Source organism: Arthrobacter pityocampae (assembly GCF_002927275.1).
In the GTDB taxonomy this organism is placed as follows: domain Bacteria; phylum Actinomycetota; class Actinomycetes; order Actinomycetales; family Micrococcaceae; genus Arthrobacter_D; species Arthrobacter_D pityocampae.
This window is the reverse complement of the sequence record NZ_PRKW01000005.1, coordinates 56,803-72,802: the sequence shown is the minus strand read 5'-3', so window position 1 is coordinate 72,802 and position 16,000 is coordinate 56,803. Positions and strand designations below refer to the sequence as shown.

Genomic DNA, 16,000 nt, shown 5'->3' with positions numbered 1-16,000 from the left:
ATGGCGGTCATCAGCGCTGAGAAGGACACACAGGAACTCAACTTCCGGCTCGTCGCCGAGTTCGACGCCGACGTGAAGCGCGTCTGGCGCATCTGGGAGGACCCCCGCCAGCTCGAGCGGTGGTGGGGTCCGCCCACGTGGCCCGCGACGTTCGACACCTACGACTTCGTGGTCGGCGGTCGCGCGGAGTACTACATGACGGGGCCCGACGGCGAGAAGGCGCATGGCTGGTGGCTCATCACCGGCATCGATGCGCCCACGCGCCTCACCTTCGACGACGGCTTCGCGAACGAACAGCGCGAGCCGGTGGACGAACTCGGCCGGACCCACGCCGTCGTCACGCTCGAGGACCTCGGCGGACGGACCCGCATGACCCTGGTCACCGGGTTCGAGTCGCTCGACCAGCTGAACCAGATGGTCGAGATGGGCATGGAGGAGGGCCTGAAGGGCGCCATCGGGCAGGTGGACGCCCTGCTCGCGGAGGAGGGCGCCGCGGTCTGACCCCGCCCGCCGTCGCCTCGTCGGGCCGTTCCTGTCGAGAGAGCAGAAACGACCGCCGAAAGAGTGTTTCGGCGGTCGTTTCTGGCCTCTCGGCGGAGAGCTGGGAATGTCAGGCGGTGGCGGCCTTCGGCTTCCGGTTGGGCAGGGCGAGCTTGAAGATCTTCGCCCAGGTGGAGCCGACCTGCTTGGGCAGCGGACCCGTGGTGTACGGGAGTCCGTAGCGGGTGCAGATCTCGCGGACCTTCACGGCCACCTCGGCGTACCGGTTGGAGGGCAGGTCCGGGAAGCAGTGGTGCTCGATCTGGTGGGACAGGTTGCCCGTCATGAAGTGCATGAGCTTCGAGCCGGAGATGTTCGCCGAGCCGATCATCTGCCGGACGTACCAGTCGCCGCGGGTCTCGCCGTCCACCTCCTCCTCCGTGAACGTGTCCGTGCCCTCGGGGAAGTGGCCGCAGAAGATGACGGCGTGCGCCCAGAAGTTGCGGATGGCGTTGGCGGCGAGCGTCCCGTAGAGGGCCTGCTTGCCCGAGCCGGTCAGCATGGCGACGGCGGGGGTGGCCGCGTAGTCCTTGGAGAACTGCTTGACGACCTTCACGCCGACGGCCTTGAGGTCGCGGTTCATGTCCGCCTTGGACTTCAGTCCCTCCTTGTACTCCGGGATCTCGAGGTCGTACAGGGCGATGCCCCACTCGAAGATGGGCGCCAGGATGGCGTTGTACAGCGGGTTGCCCAGATTGAAGGGCTTCCAGGGCTGGTCGGGGTCCATGCGGAGCAGGTTGTATCCGACGTCCCTGTCCTTGCCGATCACGTTGGTCCAACGGTGGTGCAGGTCGTTGTGGGTGTGCTGCCAGGAGCGCGCCGGGGTGACGAAGTCCCACTCCCAGGTGGTGGAGTGGATGTCCGGATCGCGCATCCAGTCCCACTGGCCGTGCAGCACGTTGTGCCCGATCTCCATGTTCTCCATGATCTTGGCGAGGCTCAGCATGGCCGTGCCGGCGAACCAGGCCGGCTTGTACTTGCTGAACAGGAGGGTGCCGCGGCCGGCGAACTCGAGGGACCGCTGGAGCTTGATGACGCGGCGGATGTACGCGGCGTCGCTGGCTCCCCGCTTGGCGAGGATCTCGTCGCGGACGGCGTCGAGTTCGCGGCCGAGCTCCTCGACCTGCGCATCCGTCAGGTGCTTGGCGGCATCGGGGCGGACCATGGGGTGGCCGGATGCCGCGAGGGCACCCGGGCGGGTCACTGTGGTGGTCATGATGACTCCTCCGTTGGGGATTACAGGTCGAGGTTCACGGGCCCGGCGGCTGCCGAGACGCAGGTCTGGATGAGTTGGCCGGGGGTGTTGTGCACTTCCCCGGAGCGCAGGTCGCGCACGGCGCCGGCGCGGAGCGGGATGAGGCAGCTGTGGCAGATGCCCATCCGGCAGCCGCTCGGCATGAGGACGCCGGCGTCCTCGCCGATGTCCAGCAGCGGGGTGTCGCCGTCGGCCTGCACCTCGCGGTCGGACTGCTCGAAGGTGACGAGGCCGCCGTCGTGCCCGGCGCCTGCGGTGAGGTCGGTGCTGAACCGCTCGATCGTCAGCGTGCCGGTCCGCACGCCCTGCGTGTCGGCTCCGGTGGTGACGTCAGGGACGGTGCGTGACTGCTCCAGGGCCGCCTCCCGCTGCCAGAGGTCCTCGGCGTCGTCCAGGAATCCCTCGGGGCCGCAGGCGTAGGCCGCGCGGGACCGCCAGTCCGGGCAGAGGTCGGCGATGGTCCGGGCGGTGAACTGCAGGCGGCCGCGGGCACTGGTGAACCAGTGGCGGACCGTCAGGTTGGGGAACTGGTCCGCCAGTTCGTCCAGCTCCTCGCGGAACACGCTCGTCTCCGGGGTGCTGTTGGAGTTGATGAGCACCACGTTGGCGTCCGGTCGGCGCGGGACGAGCGTGCGGATCATCGACATGACCGGCGTGATGCCGCTACCCGCCGTGAGCATGAGCAGGGACCGCGGGTGTTCGGGGAGCACGAAGTCACCCTGGGGCGGGGCGAGGAACAGGACGTCGCCCGGTTTGGTATCGCGCACCAGGACGTGGGACACCGCGCCGGCGTCCTTGACGGTGATGGCCGGATCATGGCCGGCGGCGGTGCTCAAGGAATAGGAACGCCATTGCCGGACCCCGTTGAGTTCGACGCCGATGCGTGCCCACTGGCCGGCCTGGTGCGCATGCCAGCCATGCCCGGGGCGGAAGTAGATGGTGGCGGAGTCCTCGGTCTCGTGCACCACCCGCGTCACGACGCCGCGGAGCTGGCGCGAGGAGTACACCGGGTTGAAGAGCGCAAGGAAGTCTTCAGCCGTCAGCGGGGTGGTCAGCGCGGCGGTGACGCGCGCCAACTTCTTGAACCGGATCATCCGACAACAATATAGCCTCGGCCGCTAATGCCGTGCACCCATGACGTAGGGTTGACAGAGCGAAATTATCTTGATGAGACAGATCGGAGCAGTTCCCGTGATTTCTGACACGCTGGAGATCGCTCCTCCGGAGCCGCCCTGGCTCGCCCTCCCGCCGGAGGTCAGCGACCGGCTGAGGCCCCTCACGCCCGGCCTCGTGGACGCCATCATCCAGGCGGTCCCGCAACTGGTCCCGGCGTATGCCCGCCCCATGGAGGGGAACTTCGGCCGGGGCCTGCGCCGGGGCGTGGCTGCCGCGCTCGAGCGGTTCCTCGAACTGCCGGGCACCGCGATGCCCGCGCTGTCCGACCAGAGCCGCGAGCTCGTGGCGGGCCTGGGTCGCGGGGAGTTCCGGCAGGGACGCAGCATGGACGCACTGCTCGGCGCCTACCGGATGGGCGCGCGCGTCACGTTCCGCGAGATGTCACGCCGCTCCATGGAGGAGGGCCTCGGCCCCGCCGTCGTCGTGGACCTCGGGGAATCGATCATGGCCTACATCGACGAGCTCTCCGCCGTGAGCGCCGAGGCCTACGCCTTCGAGCAGTCCGAGCGGGCCGGCGCCGTCGACCGCCGCCGCGCCGAGCTGCTGGAGCTGCTGCTGCTCGGGCAGGCGGACGAGACCGCGCTCCGGCAGGCGGCGTCCCTCGCGGACTGGTCGGTCCCCGCGCAGGTGGCCGTGGTGACGCTGCCGCTCGAGCGTGCCCGGGGGATCCGGCAACACCTCGGGGCGGGGGCGATCGTCGTCGAACGCGAGACCGACGCCGTCGCCCTGGTACCCGACCGGGGGCCGCGGCAGCGTGCCGAGCTCGGTCGCGTGCTCACTGGCCGGGGTGCGGCCATCGGACCCGCGGGAGGCCTCGATCATGTGGCGCAGTCGCTGCGGCTGGCCGTCCTGGCGGCCTCCATGCTGCCGCCGCGCGAGGGGGAGGACGAGCCGCCCGTCTGGGCGGACGAGCACATGGCCGAGGTGGTCCTCGCGGCCGAGCCGTCCGCCGTCGGGGAACTGTCCCGCCGGAGGCTCGCGCCGCTCGGCGGGTTGCCGGACGTCCAGCGCGTCAAGCTCGAGGAGACCCTCCTGGCCTGGCTGCGGCACTGGGGCCAGCGCGCTCCGATCGCCGAGGAGCTCGGCATCCATGGGCAGACGGTCGGCTACCGCGTCCAGCAGTTGCGCGAACTGTTCGGCGATGACCTGAAGGACCCGAAGGTGCGCTTCGAGTTGGAGATCGCGCTGCGCAGCGACCGGAAAGCCCCCACCCCGTCCCGTCAGTCGCCCCGGTAGGTCGCCGCCGTCCAGAGGTGGAACAGGGCGTAGGCGCGGTAGGGGCGCCAGGCCTCCGCCCGCCGCTCGGCGTCCCGGATGCTCGGGTTGCCCATGGCGCGGCGTGCCACGAGATCGCCCGGCGTGAACGCGTCGGGATCGCCCAGGACCCGCACCGCGAGGTAGTCGGCGGACCAGGGGCCGATCCCGGGGATGGCGAGCAGCTCCCGGCGCAGCGGTGCGTGATCGGCGTCCGGATCCAGTTTCAGGCCTCCAGCGACGGCGCGGGCCACGTTCTGCACGGTCGCGGCTCGCGTGCGGGTCACCCCCGCGGCCGCGCGCAGCTCCTCGTGCGGGGCGTCGGCGATGGCCTGCGGCGTGGGGAACACGATTAGGCCCGACGACGACGCCTCCCCGTAGGCCGCGGCGAGCCTGCCGCCGAAGGTGCCGCCCGCGGCGACGGAGACCTGCTGGCCGAGGACGGTCATGACCGCGGCCTCGAAGGGTTCCGGGTAGCCGACGGCGCGCAGTCCAGGACGCAGCCTCACCAGCGGGCCGAGGAGCGGATCGCCGTCGAAGGCGCGCTCGACGGCGATGGTGTCCGTGTCGAGGTCCAGCCAGCGGCGCGTGATGCGCGTGAGGTGCGCGAACTCGGCGTCGTCGTCCGTGTCCGCGGTGAGTTCGACGTCGTCGGGCCGGATGGTGACCGTGACGCGGCGGGGGCCGCCCGGGGTCGGCAGCAGGCGTGTATGCACGCGCCCGGTGCGGTCGGTCACCTCGCAGCCGGGAATGGCGTGATTCGCGAGGATCGCGGCCATCGGGCCCGCCGCGAGGGTGCCGTTGGGAGCGAGGATCGTGGTGCGGCTCATCGGGGGATGGGCCCGCCGGATCCGCCGCTGGAACTGGGTGCCGCTGGCATGGGACTCCTGGGGATTTCGGGACGGGGGCCGCGTCCCACCCTATGGGGCCGACGGTCAGACTCGGGGCGTACCATCCCCGGCATGACCGAACAGCAGCCCTACACCCTGATCGACACCTACCCGGGGTTCGAGCTGCGGGCCTACCCGGCGCACGTCGTGGCCGAGGTGGACGTCGACGCCCCGTTCGACACCGCCGGCAACGCTGCCTTCCGGACGCTCGCCTCGTACATCTTCGGGGCGAACACCGCACGGGAGAAGCTGGCGATGACGGCGCCCGTGACCCAGCAGGCGGCCGGGACGGGGAGGTCCGAATCCCTGGCGATGACCGCGCCGGTCACCCAGCAGCAGGCACCGACCGGCCACACCGTGGCGTTCGTGCTGCCCGCCGGCGTCTCCCTCGCCACCGCGCCGATCCCCGACGACCCCCGTGTCCGGGTGGTCGAGAAGCCGGCGGCCACCACCGCCGTCGTGTCCTTCTCCGGCCGCGGCGGCCGTGCATCCTTCGAGCGGCATCTCGAGGGACTGCTGGCAGCCGCGGAGAAGGCAGCGTTCGTGCCGCACGGAGAACCGCGGTACGCGCGCTTCAATCCGCCTATCACGCCCGGCGTCTTCCGTCACAACGAAGTTCAGATCGACGTGGTGGAGACGCGTGGAGAAAAGTCCCATCCGTAACCGGTATATTGCAGCCGGTATATGGAATACTTCCACCTCTGCCGAGGTTGAGAGTGGCATCTGGGCGACATTCCCGCCCATAGAAGGAGATCAACCGTAATGGCAACCGATTACGACGAGCCACGGGTTCGTCCGGAAGACCAGCCGGCCAACGAGTCGTTGGAGGCTATCCAGGCTCAGCGCAGCGCAACCACGCAGACCGCGCTGATCGACGTCGAGGACGGCGAGACCGCAGAAGGCATCGACCTTCCGGGCGCCGACCTCTCGCACGAGGAACTCCTGATCCAGGTCATCCCCCAGCAGGAGGACGAGTTCACCTGCATGTCCTGTTTCCTGGTGCACCACCGCAGCCAGCTTGCGCGCGAGAAGAACGGTGACAAGTACTGCACCGAGTGTGAAGGCTGACAGCTCCTTCGGATGCGCGTCGAGCCCCTGGCCCTCCGGCCGGGGGCTTTCTTCATTAACCGGTTAAGCAGCGGATCCCCGCCATCGGCCGGGGCCGCAGTACGGTGAGGGCATGAAGTCTTCCCACGTGATCGTCCTGCCCGGAGGCGGCTACACCATGCTGTCCGACAACGAGGGGGAGGTCGTGGCCGAGCGGCTGCGCTCCTTCGGCCTGTCCGCCGGTGTCTTCGCCTACCCCGTCCAGACCCGCCACCCCGGTCCCCTCGACGCCGTCCGTGCGGAGATCCGGCGCGTACGCGCCGCCGGCGCCGAGCGTGTGGCGCTCCTCGGCTTCTCGGCCGGCGGTCATCTCGCCGGGCACGCGGCGTTCGCCCCGGGCGCACGCGACGACGAACGCGTGGACGCCGCCGTGCTCGGCTACCCCGTGGTGTCCATGGAACTCGCCACGCACCGCGGATCGCAGGACGAACTGCTCGGGCCCGACGCCGGCGGGCCGGCCCGCAGCGCGACCTCCCTGGACCGCCTCGTCACCGCCGACGCGCCGCCGGTGTTCCTCTGGCACACGGCCGCGGACGAGTCCGTCCCCGTGGAGCACGCCTACCGGCTCGCCCTGGCGCTCGCGGCCCACGCGGTACCGCACGCACTCCACGTCTTCGAGGAGGGCGAGCACGGTCTCGGCCTCGCGGAGGGGCAGGGCGCGGCCGAGCAGTGGGGCCGCCTGGCCGCTGCCTGGCTCCAGGCGCGGGGTTGGTGACCGCCCCGGCGCTGCCTGCCCGGCGGCTGCCCGTCCGGTGCGTGTCAGCAGTCCTGCCGCTCGTTCCGGCCCGGTGATCGCGCAGAGCCTCGTCGCGCTCGGCCCGGTGATCGGCCTGATCGCCCTCGGCTACGGCCTCCGGGCCCGCACCGTCCTGGCGCCCGCCTTCTGGCCCCCCGCCGAGAGGCTCTGCTACTTCGTCCTGCTGCCCGCGCTGTTCATCAGCGGCACCGCGACGGCGGATCTCGGCGGACTGCCGATCGCCCTGATGGCGCCGATCCTCGCCGGGTCGGTGCTCCTCGCGGCGTCCGGACTCGTCCTCGCGCAGCGCCGCCTCGACCTCGACGGTCCGGCGTTCACCTCCGTGCTGCAGGGCGGCATCCGGTTCAACAACTACCTCGGGCTCTCCATCGCCCTCGCCCTGTTCGGGGCCGACGGCGTCGCGCTCGCCGCCATCGCCAACACCGTCCTCGTGCCGCTCGTGAACATCCTCTGCACGCTCGCCTTCGCACGCTACGGTGCCGAGCGGCTGACCGTCGGCGGCACCGTCCGCAGCATCGCCACGAACCCGCTGATCCTCGGCTGCGTGATCGGTCTCCTGCTGAACGTCACCGGCGTCGGCCTGCCGCCCGGCGTCGACGGCTTCGTGCGGACCCTCGGGACGGCGTCCCTGCCGCTCGGCCTGCTCTGCGTGGGGGCGGCGCTCGAGCTCCGCGGCATGGGCAGGAACCTCGGGGCCGTCGCACTCGCCAGCATGGTCAAGTTCGCGGTGCTGCCCGGCCTGGGCGTGGCCGGGTGCCTGCTGCTCGGGCTCACCGGGCCGCCGGCCGCCACGGTGATCCTCTTCCTGTCCCTGCCGACGGCGTCCTCCGCGTACGTGATGGCCCGCGCGCTCGGCGGGGACTCCCGCCTCATGGCGTCCACGATCACCCTGCAGACCCTCGCCGGCGTGGCCTACCTGCCGCTGGTGTTCCTCGTCATCGGTCGCGTCACCGGCTGAGGGCCCGCGCCCCGAACTCCTCCTCGAGTTCGTGCAGGTCGAGGTCGCAGCCCTTGTCCGAGCCCCGGAAGGTGCGGCGGTACGCGGCAGGGCTGACCCCGAGGGCCCGGTGGAAATGGTGGCGCAGCAGCACGGCCTGGCCGAAACCGGCCGCACGGGCAACGGCGTCGATGGTCAGGCGCGTCTCCTCCAGCAGTGCCTGGGCGCGCAGCAGGCGCTGCCCGGTGAGCCACGCGGCCGGCGTCGTGCCCGTCTCCGCGCGGAAGCGCCGGGCGAAGGTCCGCTCGCTCATGTGCAGGCGTCGGGCGAGTGTGGCCACGGGGAGGTCCTGGTCCAGGTGGTCGCCGAGCCACACGAGCAGTTCCTCCATGGACGCACCGCACTCGGCGGGGATGGGCCGCTCGATGAACTGGGCCTGGCCGCCGTCGCGGTGCGGGGGCACCACCATGCCGCGGGCGATCGCCGTCGCCGCCCTCGGCCCGAACTCCTCCCGGATCAGGTGCAGGCTCGCGTCGATCCCCGACGCCGTCCCGGCGCTCGTGAGGACGTTGCCGTCCTGGACGTAGAGCACGTCCTCGTCCACGCGGGTGCCCGGGTAGGCGTCGGCGAGGGCTCCCGTGTACCGCCAGTGCGTCGTCGCCGAGCGGCCGTCGAGGAGCCCGGCCTCGGCCAGGGCGAAGGCGCCCGAGCAGACGGAGAAGATGCGGGCGCCCCGGCGGTCCGCGGAGCGGAGGGCGTCCAGGACGGCGTCGGGCACCGCAGCGCCGGCCGGGTAGGGGGCCATGATGACGAGGTCGGCGTCGTCGGCGCCCGTGAGGTCCTGCTCGACCTGGAGGGACACGCCCGACGCCGTCCGGACCAGCCCGGGCGTGGGCGTGCAGACGCGGAGGTCGAAGGCGGGAAGGCCCACGCCGAGGGCGGAGCGGTCCACGCCGAACACCTCGCAGACCACGCCGAACTCGAAGACGGCGAGACCCGGGAGGACGATCACGGCGACCTTGGTGAACATGCCTCCAGTGTGGCAGCTTTTGAGCGATACAGGTCCTTTCTGCCACTCCTTTTCCTCGGCCGATGGGATCAGGATCGATGCATGAACATCCTGCTGATTCTCCTGGTCATCGCCCTCGCCGCACTCCTGGTGCGGTATCTCCTGCGGACCGTCGGTGCCGACGTGCCGGCGGATCATCCGTCGTCCCATGCCGACTGGAGCGTGGGCTCCCTGCCGAGTTCCGGCTACGCCCTCCGGCACGACCTCTAGCGGCGCGATCCCGGCGGATTGCGTCCTACTCCCTGATCGACGCCCTCGTCCCGGCATCCAGGGCCGTCTCCGCTGCCACCAGGACGACCGCGAGGGCGGCCGCGAGGGCGAGGGCCGCCAGCGGTGCCAGCAGGGCACCCGCGGGGACGACCAGGAGCAGGACGGCGGCGCCGACGAGCCGCAGCTTCCTCCACGAGCCGGCCATGCGGCGCCAGAACGCCGAACTGCCGATCAGGAACAGGGCGGCTCCGCCGAAGAGCGCGACCGAGCCGAGCAGACCGAAATCCGCGGTGTCGAAGACGTGCGCCAGGACGTCCTCCACCCCGAACGCGGAGAGGATGATCCCGGCCACGAGGGGTAGGTGCAGGTAGCTGTAGGCGTCCACCGCGGCCGAGATGCGTTCCGGACCGTGCAGTGCTGCGAACCGGTGCTCGGCGGCGATCGCGGTGACGTCGAAGTGCAGCCACCACAGGCAGACGGACAGGGCGATCCCGAACACCGCGCCGAGGAGGATCGGGATGCTCACGGGCTCCTGCGATGCCCCGACGCCGATGGCCACGATCGACTCGCCGAGCGCGAGGATGACCACCAGGCCGTGGCGCTCGGTCCAGTGGGCCGCCGACAACAGGCGCCAGTTCCCGCCCGTGGAGGTCAGGTAGGTGAGGGCGATGTCTAGGGCGAGTCCGGCTGCCCACAACCAGGTCTGCGCCGTCCCGCCGATCACCGCGCCCGTGAGGATGAGGGCAGCGCCAGGCACCATCACCAGGGACAGCTTGAGGACCTGCCGCTGGAGCGGTCCGTCGCCCCTCGCTGCGTACAGGTAGAGCAGGAGATGCATCGCGCGCACCACGAAGTACGCGAGCGCGAGGACGAAGGGCCCGCTGAGGCCCCCTTCCAGGTCGTCGAACGCCTCGGGGATGGCGAGCGCCGCAATGAACATGGCCACCATGACGACGGACAGACCGAGCCGCATGAGGCCCTCGTCCACATGCGTCTGGTTCCCGAGCCACGAGTAGGCCACCCAGGACCACCAGAGCATCGCCAGGATGATCATGCCCTGCAGCACGCCGAGGAACGAGTGCTCATGGGCCATGAAGCCGGTGACCTGCGTGAACGCGAACACGAAGACCAGGTCGAAGAAGAGCTCGAAGGTGGTGACGCGGTGCGATTCGTCCGAGACGCGCGCCGCCCGAAGGGATCTCCGCCTCAGGTCCATGCGGCACAGTGTAGGGCGGCGCGGGCCGACGGCCGAGGGGTTGGGGGATTGTGAAGCGCGCGTCCGGTAATAAGCATGCTTGCTATCGGTTCGGGCGGGATCTACGGTGAAGGGAAGCAACCTCCTCGAAAGGATCATGATGATCACGCTTGAACAGATGAAGGATGCCATGAACGCCGGCGCGAACGTGCTGAGCGACGACGGAGCCGTTCTGGGTTCCATGGGCCAGCTCTACGTCGACGACGCGACGGGGGAGCCCAGCTGGGTCACCGTCGCGACGCACGCCGCCGGCAGCCCGGAATCCTTCGCACCCCTCCGTGAGGCCACCCTCGACGGCCGGGACGTGCGCCTCCCTTATCCGCACAGCATGGTCTACGACTCCCCCAAGATGTCGCAGGACGGCCACCTCAGCCCCGAGGAGGAGCAGCACCTGCTGCGCTACTACGGCCTGCTGCCGGCCTCGGACGAGACCGCTCGTGCGTCCTCGCCCTCCGGTGACCGCTTCTCGCGCACCGACGCCTCCACGAACCGCTCCGAGACCCGCTCCGACGGCTTCGTGGGCGGCTCGGTCGACGACGACGACGTGTCGATGACGCGCTCCGAGGAGCAGCTCCGCGTCGGCACCGAACTCCGGGAGACGGAGCGCGTTCGCCTCGTCAAGCGCGTGGTCACCGAGGACGTCACCATGACCGTGCAGATCCGTCGTGAGGAGCTCGTCGTCGAGCGCGTGCCGGTCCAGGACGGCGCGCCGCTGTACGACGACGGCGCGGGCACCTTCAGCAAGGCCGAGCGCGAGCGCCTGTACTCGGCCGTCGAGACCGCCTTCAACGGCGACGTCGTCGAGATGGTCCTCTACGAGGAGAAGCCGCGCGTCGAGGTGGACGTGGTGCCGATCGAGCGGATCCGCGTCACCCGTGAGGCCCGCACGCACGACGAGGTCGTCACCGGTCAGGTCCGCAAGGAAGTCATCGAGACGGAGCGCATCGAGCTGTAGTCCCTCCCGGCTCCGAAGAGGAGAAACGACCGGCGGAACGTGCTTTCGCCGGTCGTTTCTGCTCTCTCGGCGCCCGACCTAGTGCTCGCGGGAGGACAGCACGCAGAACTCGTTGCCGTCCGGGTCCGCCAGGACCTCCCAGCTGACGTCCGGCCCCTGCCCGATGTCGATGCGGCGGGCGCCGAGCGTGATGAGGCGTTCGATCTCGGCGTGCCGGTCCTCGCCGGTGTGGGGTGCGAAGTCGAGATGCAGACGGTTCTTCCCCTGCTTCTCGTGCTCTACCCGGACGAAGACGAGGCCGGGCGGGACCTGCTCGAAGGAGAGCGTTGCGTCCAGCTCGCGGGCCCACGGCGGGACCACGGCGGCCTCGTCGGCGTCTTCGAACACCACCTCCCATCCCAGCGCGGTGGACCACCAGTGCGCGAGGGCGCGATGGTCGGTGGATTCGATGACGGTGGAGTACCAGCGGAGAGTCATGCGCTGATTGTGCCCCGAGCGCAACGCCCGCGCAGGGTCATAGCGGACGATGTCGGTCCGGTATTGCCGCGCTCCACCCGGCGGCCCTGGACGCTCGGAGGCCCCCTCAGCGGCTGAGCCGGCTCCGGAACAGCAGGTAGACGAAGTAGGGGGCGCCGAGCAGGGCCGTGAGGAGGCCTGCCGGGAGCTGTGCCGGGGCGATCGCCGTCCGGCCGATGAGGTCCCCGAGGCAGACGAGCACGGCGCCCAGCAGCATGGCGGCGGGCAGGATGAGCCGGTGCGACGCCCCGACGAGGGCGCGTGCCGCGTGAGGTGCCACGAGACCCACGAACCCGACGACGCCGATACCCGCGACGGAGGATGCCGTGAGCAGCACCGCGGCCGCGAGCAGGAGGAGCCGCGCCCGCGGGACCCGGATGCCGAGCAGGCGCGGGGTGTCCTCGTCCAGGGCCAGGAGGTCCTGCGTCCGGTGGAGCGCCGCGATGACCGGTACCGCGACGAGGAGGGCCACGGCCATGGGGACGAGGTGCTGCAGCGACCGCCCGTAGGTGGACCCGGACAGCCAGGTCAGGGCCTTGGACTCGTTCCACGGATCGGTGAGGACGATCAGCAGCGTGATCACGGCGGTCGCCGCCGCGGAGACGCCGATACCGATGAGGACCAGCCGGTCCGTCTGCATCCCACCGCGGAAGGACAGTCCGAACACCACGAGCGAGACCACGGCGGCGCCGATCCCGGCCGCCGCGCTGACGGTCCAGAATCCCGCCAGCGGCACGGCCGTGATGACGATGACCGCCCCCACGCCCGCACCCCCGGACACCCCGATGATCGCGGGTTCGGCGAGCGGGTTCCGGGTTACCGCCTGGATGGCGGTACCGGCCACGGCGAGCGACGCACCCGCGAGGAGGGCCGCTCCGACGCGGGGCACCCTGGTGTCCAGCACGCTCGAGACCACGGGCCCCGCCTGGCCCGACACCCAGTTGGCGAGATCCCCGAGGAGGAGCTTCGCGTCACCGAGCAGCAGTCCGGCGACGCCCACCGCCGCGAGCAGCACCACGAGGACCAGGAGCACGCCGGCGCTCCGGGCGGCACCGACCGTGCGCAGCGAGACGCCTGCCGCGTCCCGGGTGGGTCCGTCCGAGCGCATCCGGTGCGCGAGCGCCACGAGGAAGACCGCGCCGAACACCGTGGTGATGACGCCCGTGGGCACCTCGACGGCGCTCTCGGCGCCGATCACCGCGCGCAGCAGGACGTCCGCGCCGAGGACGAGGAAGATCCCCATCAGGGCGGAGGCGGGGATCAGCGCGACATGGCGGTGGAGGCCGGTGATCCGTGGGGCGGCGAGGCGCACGATCGCGGGGGCTGCGAGTCCGACGAAGCCGATCGGCCCGGCGACGGTGACGGCCGCGGCGGCGAGGAGAACCGCGAGCACGATGGCGAGGACCTGCGTCCCGCGGACGTTGATCCCGAGCACACGGGCCTGGTCGTCGCCGAGCGTCAGCAGGTCCAGGGACCGCGACTTCAGGAAGAGGACCAGCAGCGCCGCGCCGGCCAGGGGTGCCAGCAGGGTGACCTTCTCCAGTCCGCTCTGCCCGAGGGACCCGGACCCCCACGCGAACAGGCCGCGGGTCTCCTGTGAGAACAGGAGCAGGAGGGCGCTGGTCAGCGCGCTGAACGCGAGGGCGATCGCGGATCCGGCGAGGACCAGGCGCACGCTCGAGGACTGCCCGGCCCCGGAGAGGGCGAGGACGAGGGCCGCCGCGGCGAGTCCGCCGAGGAAGGCGACGCCCACCGCGCCGAGCAGCGGCACCTGCAAACCGAGGGCCGCGACGGTGACGACGGCGAGGTGGGCCCCCGCGTTCACCGCGAGGGTGTCGGGGGAGGCGAGGGCGTTGCGGGAGACGGACTGCATGACGGCGCCGGCCGCCCCGAGGGCGGCACCGACGAGGAGGCCTGCGGCCAGGCGGGGGATGCGGCTGGCCGCGACGACGGCGCCCGTGGTGCCGTCGTCGTTCCCGGCCAGCAGGCCCAGGATGTCCGCAGCGTCCACGGTGGAGGTGCCCTGCGTGAGGTGGACGAGGGCGAGGATCGCGGTCGCAGCCGCGAGGAGGCCGCCGGCGAGGGCCGGCCGCACTCCCGGGCGCGGGGCGTGCGCCCCGGCCCGTGCGGGAGCGGACCGGGTGAGGATTGCCGGCGGCACCGCCGCTACTGTCCGGCTTCTGCGGCCTCGACGGCCGCGTCGACGATCTGCCCCATCGAGCTCGGTCCGCCGAACGTCCACAGGGAGTCCGGGAAGCGCGTCACGTCACCGGAGGCGACGAACGGCAGCCCCTTCCACACGGCGTTGTCCTCGAGCTCGTCCTGGTACGGGTCGCCGAAGGCGTCGTTGGCGATGTACCAGAAGCGGGTGTCCTCGGGCAGGGCGGTGAGGCCCTCGACGTCGGTCTGGCCGAGGCCGTAGACCGGGTCGCCCTCGACGTCCCAGGCGTCGGTGAGGCCCAGCTCGCCGAGGACGTTCCCCACGAGGGAGCCTTCCGTGAACGGGCGGATCGACACACTCCCGGCGTCGACGTAGGCGTCCGAGAACGCGATCGGCGCGCCGGCAGCCCCGGCCTCCTCGATGGCCACCTTGCCGTCGGTGATCTTCGCCTCGAGGGCGGACCGCAGCTCGGCAGCCTGGTCCTCGGTGCCGGTGAGGGTGGCGATGAGGTCGAGGTTCTCGTACATCTGGCCGAGGTTGTCGGTCGCGTCGCCGCCCGGCACGACGACGACGGGCACCGTCTTCTCGATCTGCTCGATCGCGCCCTCGACGAGCTGGTCGGTGACGATGACGACGTCGGGCGTGAGGGAGACGAGGGTGTCGATGCTCGGCTCGCCGCGCACGCCGACGTCGGTCACGGAGTCGTCGAGCGGCTCGGCGCTGACCCACTGGGCGTAGCCCTTCACGTCCGCGGCGCCCACCGGCATGACGCCGAGGGCCGCGAGATTCTCGACGGCGTTCCATTCGGTGGCCACCACGCGGTCGGCCGGTCCGTCGAGCGTGACCTCCTTGCCGCGGGCGTCGGTCACGGTGATGCTCTCACCGGAGGCGGTCTCCTCGGGTGCGGAGCTGCCGGCGGCGTCCTCGGTGGTGCCGCAGGCGGTCAGGGAGAGCAGGGCCGCCGCTGCGAGGGCAGCGAGGATCTTGGGTTGTGTCATCGGGTTCATTTCTGTTCGTGCGCGGGCGGCGCAGTGGTGTGGCGGGGGCGGATCAGGGGGCGGGGACGGCCACGGTTGGCGTGTTGTGACGCCCGACGGCGCGGGTGTGGAGGGCGCCGTCCGTGACGGTGACGTCCACGCGGACGCCGTAGGCGCGGGACAGGTTCTCGGCCGTCAGGACCTCCCGGGGCGCGCCCCGGGCCAGGACGGCGCCGTCCTCGAGCAGGACCACGTGATCGGCGATGGCCGCGGCCTGGTCGAGGTCGTGCAGGACGACGCCGACGGTCACGCCGTGGTGGGTCGCGAGGTCGCGGATCACGTCCAGGATCTCCACCTGGTAGCGGAGGTCGAGGTAGGTGGTGGGTTCGTCGAGCAGCAGCACGCCGGTGTCCTGTGCCAGGCAGCCGGCGAGCCACACGCGCTGCACCTGCCCGCCGGAGAGCGCGGCGACCGGGCGGTCGGCGAGGTCGGTGGTGCGCGTGAGGTGGAGGGCGCGGTCGACGACGGCGGGCCCCTCGGCGTCCTGGCCGGTCCAGCGGCTGCGGTGCGGGTGGCGGCCGAAGGTGACGACCTCCCGGACGGTGAGCCCGCCGGGGACCGGCCGGCTCTGCGCCAGGAGGGAGATCGAGCGGGCGAAGTCCCGGGAGGAGAGGGTGGAGACGTCCACGCCGTCGTCGAGGGTGACCGATCCGGCGTCGGGCGTGTGGAGTCGGGCGATGCTGCGCAGGAGGGTGGACTTGCCGCTGCCGTTGGGGCCGATCAGCGCGGTGACCGTGCCGGCCGCCAGGTCGAAGGATGCCGACTCCACGACCCGCCGGTTGCCGTAGGAGACGCCGAGGCCCGCGACGCTGAGGGACGGCGGGACTGCGGAGTCATCGAGGGGCACAAGCTCAGGTTAGGCAAACCTAAGCGGAAGTGCA

The 16,000-nt window shown here is 71.3% G+C and carries 17 protein-coding genes; 8 read left to right on the top strand and 9 right to left on the bottom strand.

Annotated elements, in window-relative coordinates:
• On the top strand, nucleotides 1-501 hold the full coding sequence (locus C4K88_RS11770) for an SRPBCC family protein (RefSeq protein WP_104121831.1): 501 nt from the start codon (nucleotides 1-3) through the stop codon (nucleotides 499-501).
• 109 nt (nucleotides 502-610) lie between these two features.
• Here the strand turns inward: C4K88_RS11770 and C4K88_RS11765 are convergent, their stop codons facing one another.
• Both C4K88_RS11765 and C4K88_RS11760 read right to left on the bottom strand, forming a co-directional pair.
• Nucleotides 611-1,756 (bottom strand): fatty acid desaturase family protein, encoded by a 1,146-nt coding sequence (locus C4K88_RS11765; protein WP_104121830.1) that lies wholly within the window; start codon nucleotides 1,754-1,756, stop codon nucleotides 611-613.
• A gap of 20 nt (nucleotides 1,757-1,776) precedes the next feature.
• Nucleotides 1,777-2,889: a ferredoxin reductase gene (locus C4K88_RS11760; protein ID WP_104121829.1), complete on the bottom strand. Its 1,113-nt coding sequence runs from the start codon at nucleotides 2,887-2,889 to the stop codon at nucleotides 1,777-1,779.
• A 97-nt stretch (nucleotides 2,890-2,986) separates the two neighbouring features.
• Here C4K88_RS11760 and C4K88_RS11755 point away from each other — a divergent pair, with 97 nt between their 5' ends.
• A complete protein-coding gene (locus tag C4K88_RS11755) occupies nucleotides 2,987-4,207 on the top strand; it encodes a PucR family transcriptional regulator (protein ID WP_241521883.1) in 1,221 nt (406 codons plus the stop codon).
• On the opposite strand, the gene C4K88_RS11750 is transcribed toward C4K88_RS11755, so the two are convergent.
• Complete coding sequence (locus tag C4K88_RS11750) at nucleotides 4,192-5,055, bottom strand: DNA-3-methyladenine glycosylase family protein (RefSeq protein WP_104121827.1); 864 nt, start codon at nucleotides 5,053-5,055, stop codon at nucleotides 4,192-4,194. The two genes, C4K88_RS11755 and C4K88_RS11750, sit on opposite strands and share 16 nt — an antisense overlap.
• A 132-nt stretch (nucleotides 5,056-5,187) precedes the next feature.
• On the opposite strand from C4K88_RS11750, the gene C4K88_RS11745 reads away from it, so the two are divergent.
• From C4K88_RS11745 to C4K88_RS11730, 4 genes are all read left to right on the top strand, one after another.
• Nucleotides 5,188-5,778: an SOUL family heme-binding protein gene (locus tag C4K88_RS11745; RefSeq protein WP_104121826.1), complete on the top strand. Its 591-nt coding sequence runs from the start codon at nucleotides 5,188-5,190 to the stop codon at nucleotides 5,776-5,778.
• Nucleotides 5,779-5,877: 99 nt separating this feature from the next.
• Nucleotides 5,878-6,183, top strand: a complete 306-nt coding sequence (locus C4K88_RS11740; protein WP_104048589.1) for a DUF4193 domain-containing protein — start codon at nucleotides 5,878-5,880, stop codon at nucleotides 6,181-6,183.
• A 112-nt stretch (nucleotides 6,184-6,295) separates the two neighbouring features.
• Complete coding sequence (locus tag C4K88_RS11735) at nucleotides 6,296-6,937, top strand: alpha/beta hydrolase (protein WP_104121825.1); 642 nt, start codon at nucleotides 6,296-6,298, stop codon at nucleotides 6,935-6,937.
• A gap of 73 nt (nucleotides 6,938-7,010) precedes the next feature.
• Nucleotides 7,011-7,937, top strand: coding sequence for an AEC family transporter (locus tag C4K88_RS11730; RefSeq protein WP_104121824.1), 927 nt, complete (start codon nucleotides 7,011-7,013; stop codon nucleotides 7,935-7,937).
• Here the strand turns inward: C4K88_RS11730 and C4K88_RS11725 are convergent.
• Nucleotides 7,927-8,946 carry a GlxA family transcriptional regulator gene (locus C4K88_RS11725; protein WP_104121823.1) on the bottom strand — a complete coding sequence of 340 codons (1,020 nt, stop codon included), beginning with the start codon at nucleotides 8,944-8,946 and terminating at the stop codon, nucleotides 7,927-7,929. The genes C4K88_RS11730 and C4K88_RS11725 overlap by 11 nt on opposite strands.
• A gap of 81 nt (nucleotides 8,947-9,027) precedes the next feature.
• Between C4K88_RS11725 and C4K88_RS17415 the strand changes: the two genes are divergently transcribed.
• Nucleotides 9,028-9,195, top strand: coding sequence for a hypothetical protein (locus C4K88_RS17415; protein WP_167399042.1), 168 nt, complete (start codon nucleotides 9,028-9,030; stop codon nucleotides 9,193-9,195).
• 25 nt (nucleotides 9,196-9,220) lie between these two features.
• Here the strand turns inward: C4K88_RS17415 and C4K88_RS11720 are convergent, their stop codons facing one another.
• A complete protein-coding gene (locus C4K88_RS11720) occupies nucleotides 9,221-10,411 on the bottom strand; it encodes a low temperature requirement protein A (protein WP_167399041.1) in 1,191 nt (396 codons plus the stop codon).
• Between the two features lie 136 nt (nucleotides 10,412-10,547).
• On the opposite strand from C4K88_RS11720, the gene C4K88_RS11715 reads away from it, so the two are divergent.
• Complete coding sequence (locus C4K88_RS11715; protein WP_104122222.1) at nucleotides 10,548-11,405, top strand: YsnF/AvaK domain-containing protein; 858 nt, start codon at nucleotides 10,548-10,550, stop codon at nucleotides 11,403-11,405.
• 78 nt (nucleotides 11,406-11,483) lie between these two features.
• Here C4K88_RS11715 and C4K88_RS11710 read toward each other — a convergent pair whose 3' ends face one another.
• The 4 genes from C4K88_RS11710 to C4K88_RS11695 all read right to left on the bottom strand — a co-directional run bounded on the left by C4K88_RS11710 (nucleotide 11,484) and on the right by C4K88_RS11695 (nucleotide 15,966).
• Nucleotides 11,484-11,882, bottom strand: a complete 399-nt coding sequence (locus tag C4K88_RS11710; protein WP_104121821.1) for a VOC family protein — start codon at nucleotides 11,880-11,882, stop codon at nucleotides 11,484-11,486.
• A gap of 106 nt (nucleotides 11,883-11,988) precedes the next feature.
• On the bottom strand, nucleotides 11,989-14,082 hold the full coding sequence (locus C4K88_RS11705; protein WP_104121820.1) for an iron ABC transporter permease: 2,094 nt from the start codon (nucleotides 14,080-14,082) through the stop codon (nucleotides 11,989-11,991).
• 5 nt (nucleotides 14,083-14,087) lie between these two features.
• The gene (locus tag C4K88_RS11700) at nucleotides 14,088-15,080 is read right to left on the bottom strand and encodes an ABC transporter substrate-binding protein (RefSeq protein WP_104122221.1); all 993 of its coding nucleotides are present in this window, start codon (nucleotides 15,078-15,080) and stop codon (nucleotides 14,088-14,090) included.
• Between the two features lie 52 nt (nucleotides 15,081-15,132).
• The gene (locus tag C4K88_RS11695; protein ID WP_104121819.1) at nucleotides 15,133-15,966 is read right to left on the bottom strand and encodes an ABC transporter ATP-binding protein; all 834 of its coding nucleotides are present in this window, start codon (nucleotides 15,964-15,966) and stop codon (nucleotides 15,133-15,135) included.
• Between the last annotated feature and the right edge of the window lie 34 nt (nucleotides 15,967-16,000).

Coding starts and splice junctions, on each gene's coding strand:
- C4K88_RS11720 (WP_167399041.1), bottom strand. CDS start 10,411: ATGGACCTGAGGCGGAGATCCCTTCGGGCGGCGCGCGTCTCGGACGAA.
- C4K88_RS11735 (WP_104121825.1), top strand. CDS start 6,296: ATGAAGTCTTCCCACGTGATCGTCCTGCCCGGAGGCGGCTACACCATG.
- C4K88_RS11745 (WP_104121826.1), top strand. CDS start 5,188: ATGACCGAACAGCAGCCCTACACCCTGATCGACACCTACCCGGGGTTC.
- C4K88_RS11725 (WP_104121823.1), bottom strand. CDS start 8,946: ATGTTCACCAAGGTCGCCGTGATCGTCCTCCCGGGTCTCGCCGTCTTC.
- C4K88_RS11710 (WP_104121821.1), bottom strand. CDS start 11,882: ATGACTCTCCGCTGGTACTCCACCGTCATCGAATCCACCGACCATCGC.
- C4K88_RS11740 (WP_104048589.1), top strand. CDS start 5,878: ATGGCAACCGATTACGACGAGCCACGGGTTCGTCCGGAAGACCAGCCG.
- C4K88_RS11715 (WP_104122222.1), top strand. CDS start 10,548: ATGATGATCACGCTTGAACAGATGAAGGATGCCATGAACGCCGGCGCG.
- C4K88_RS11750 (WP_104121827.1), bottom strand. CDS start 5,055: ATGAGCCGCACCACGATCCTCGCTCCCAACGGCACCCTCGCGGCGGGC.
- C4K88_RS11760 (WP_104121829.1), bottom strand. CDS start 2,889: ATGATCCGGTTCAAGAAGTTGGCGCGCGTCACCGCCGCGCTGACCACC.
- C4K88_RS11765 (WP_104121830.1), bottom strand. CDS start 1,756: ATGACCACCACAGTGACCCGCCCGGGTGCCCTCGCGGCATCCGGCCAC.
- C4K88_RS11770 (WP_104121831.1), top strand. CDS start 1: ATGGCGGTCATCAGCGCTGAGAAGGACACACAGGAACTCAACTTCCGG.
- C4K88_RS11700 (WP_104122221.1), bottom strand. CDS start 15,080: ATGACACAACCCAAGATCCTCGCTGCCCTCGCAGCGGCGGCCCTGCTC.
- C4K88_RS17415 (WP_167399042.1), top strand. CDS start 9,028: ATGAACATCCTGCTGATTCTCCTGGTCATCGCCCTCGCCGCACTCCTG.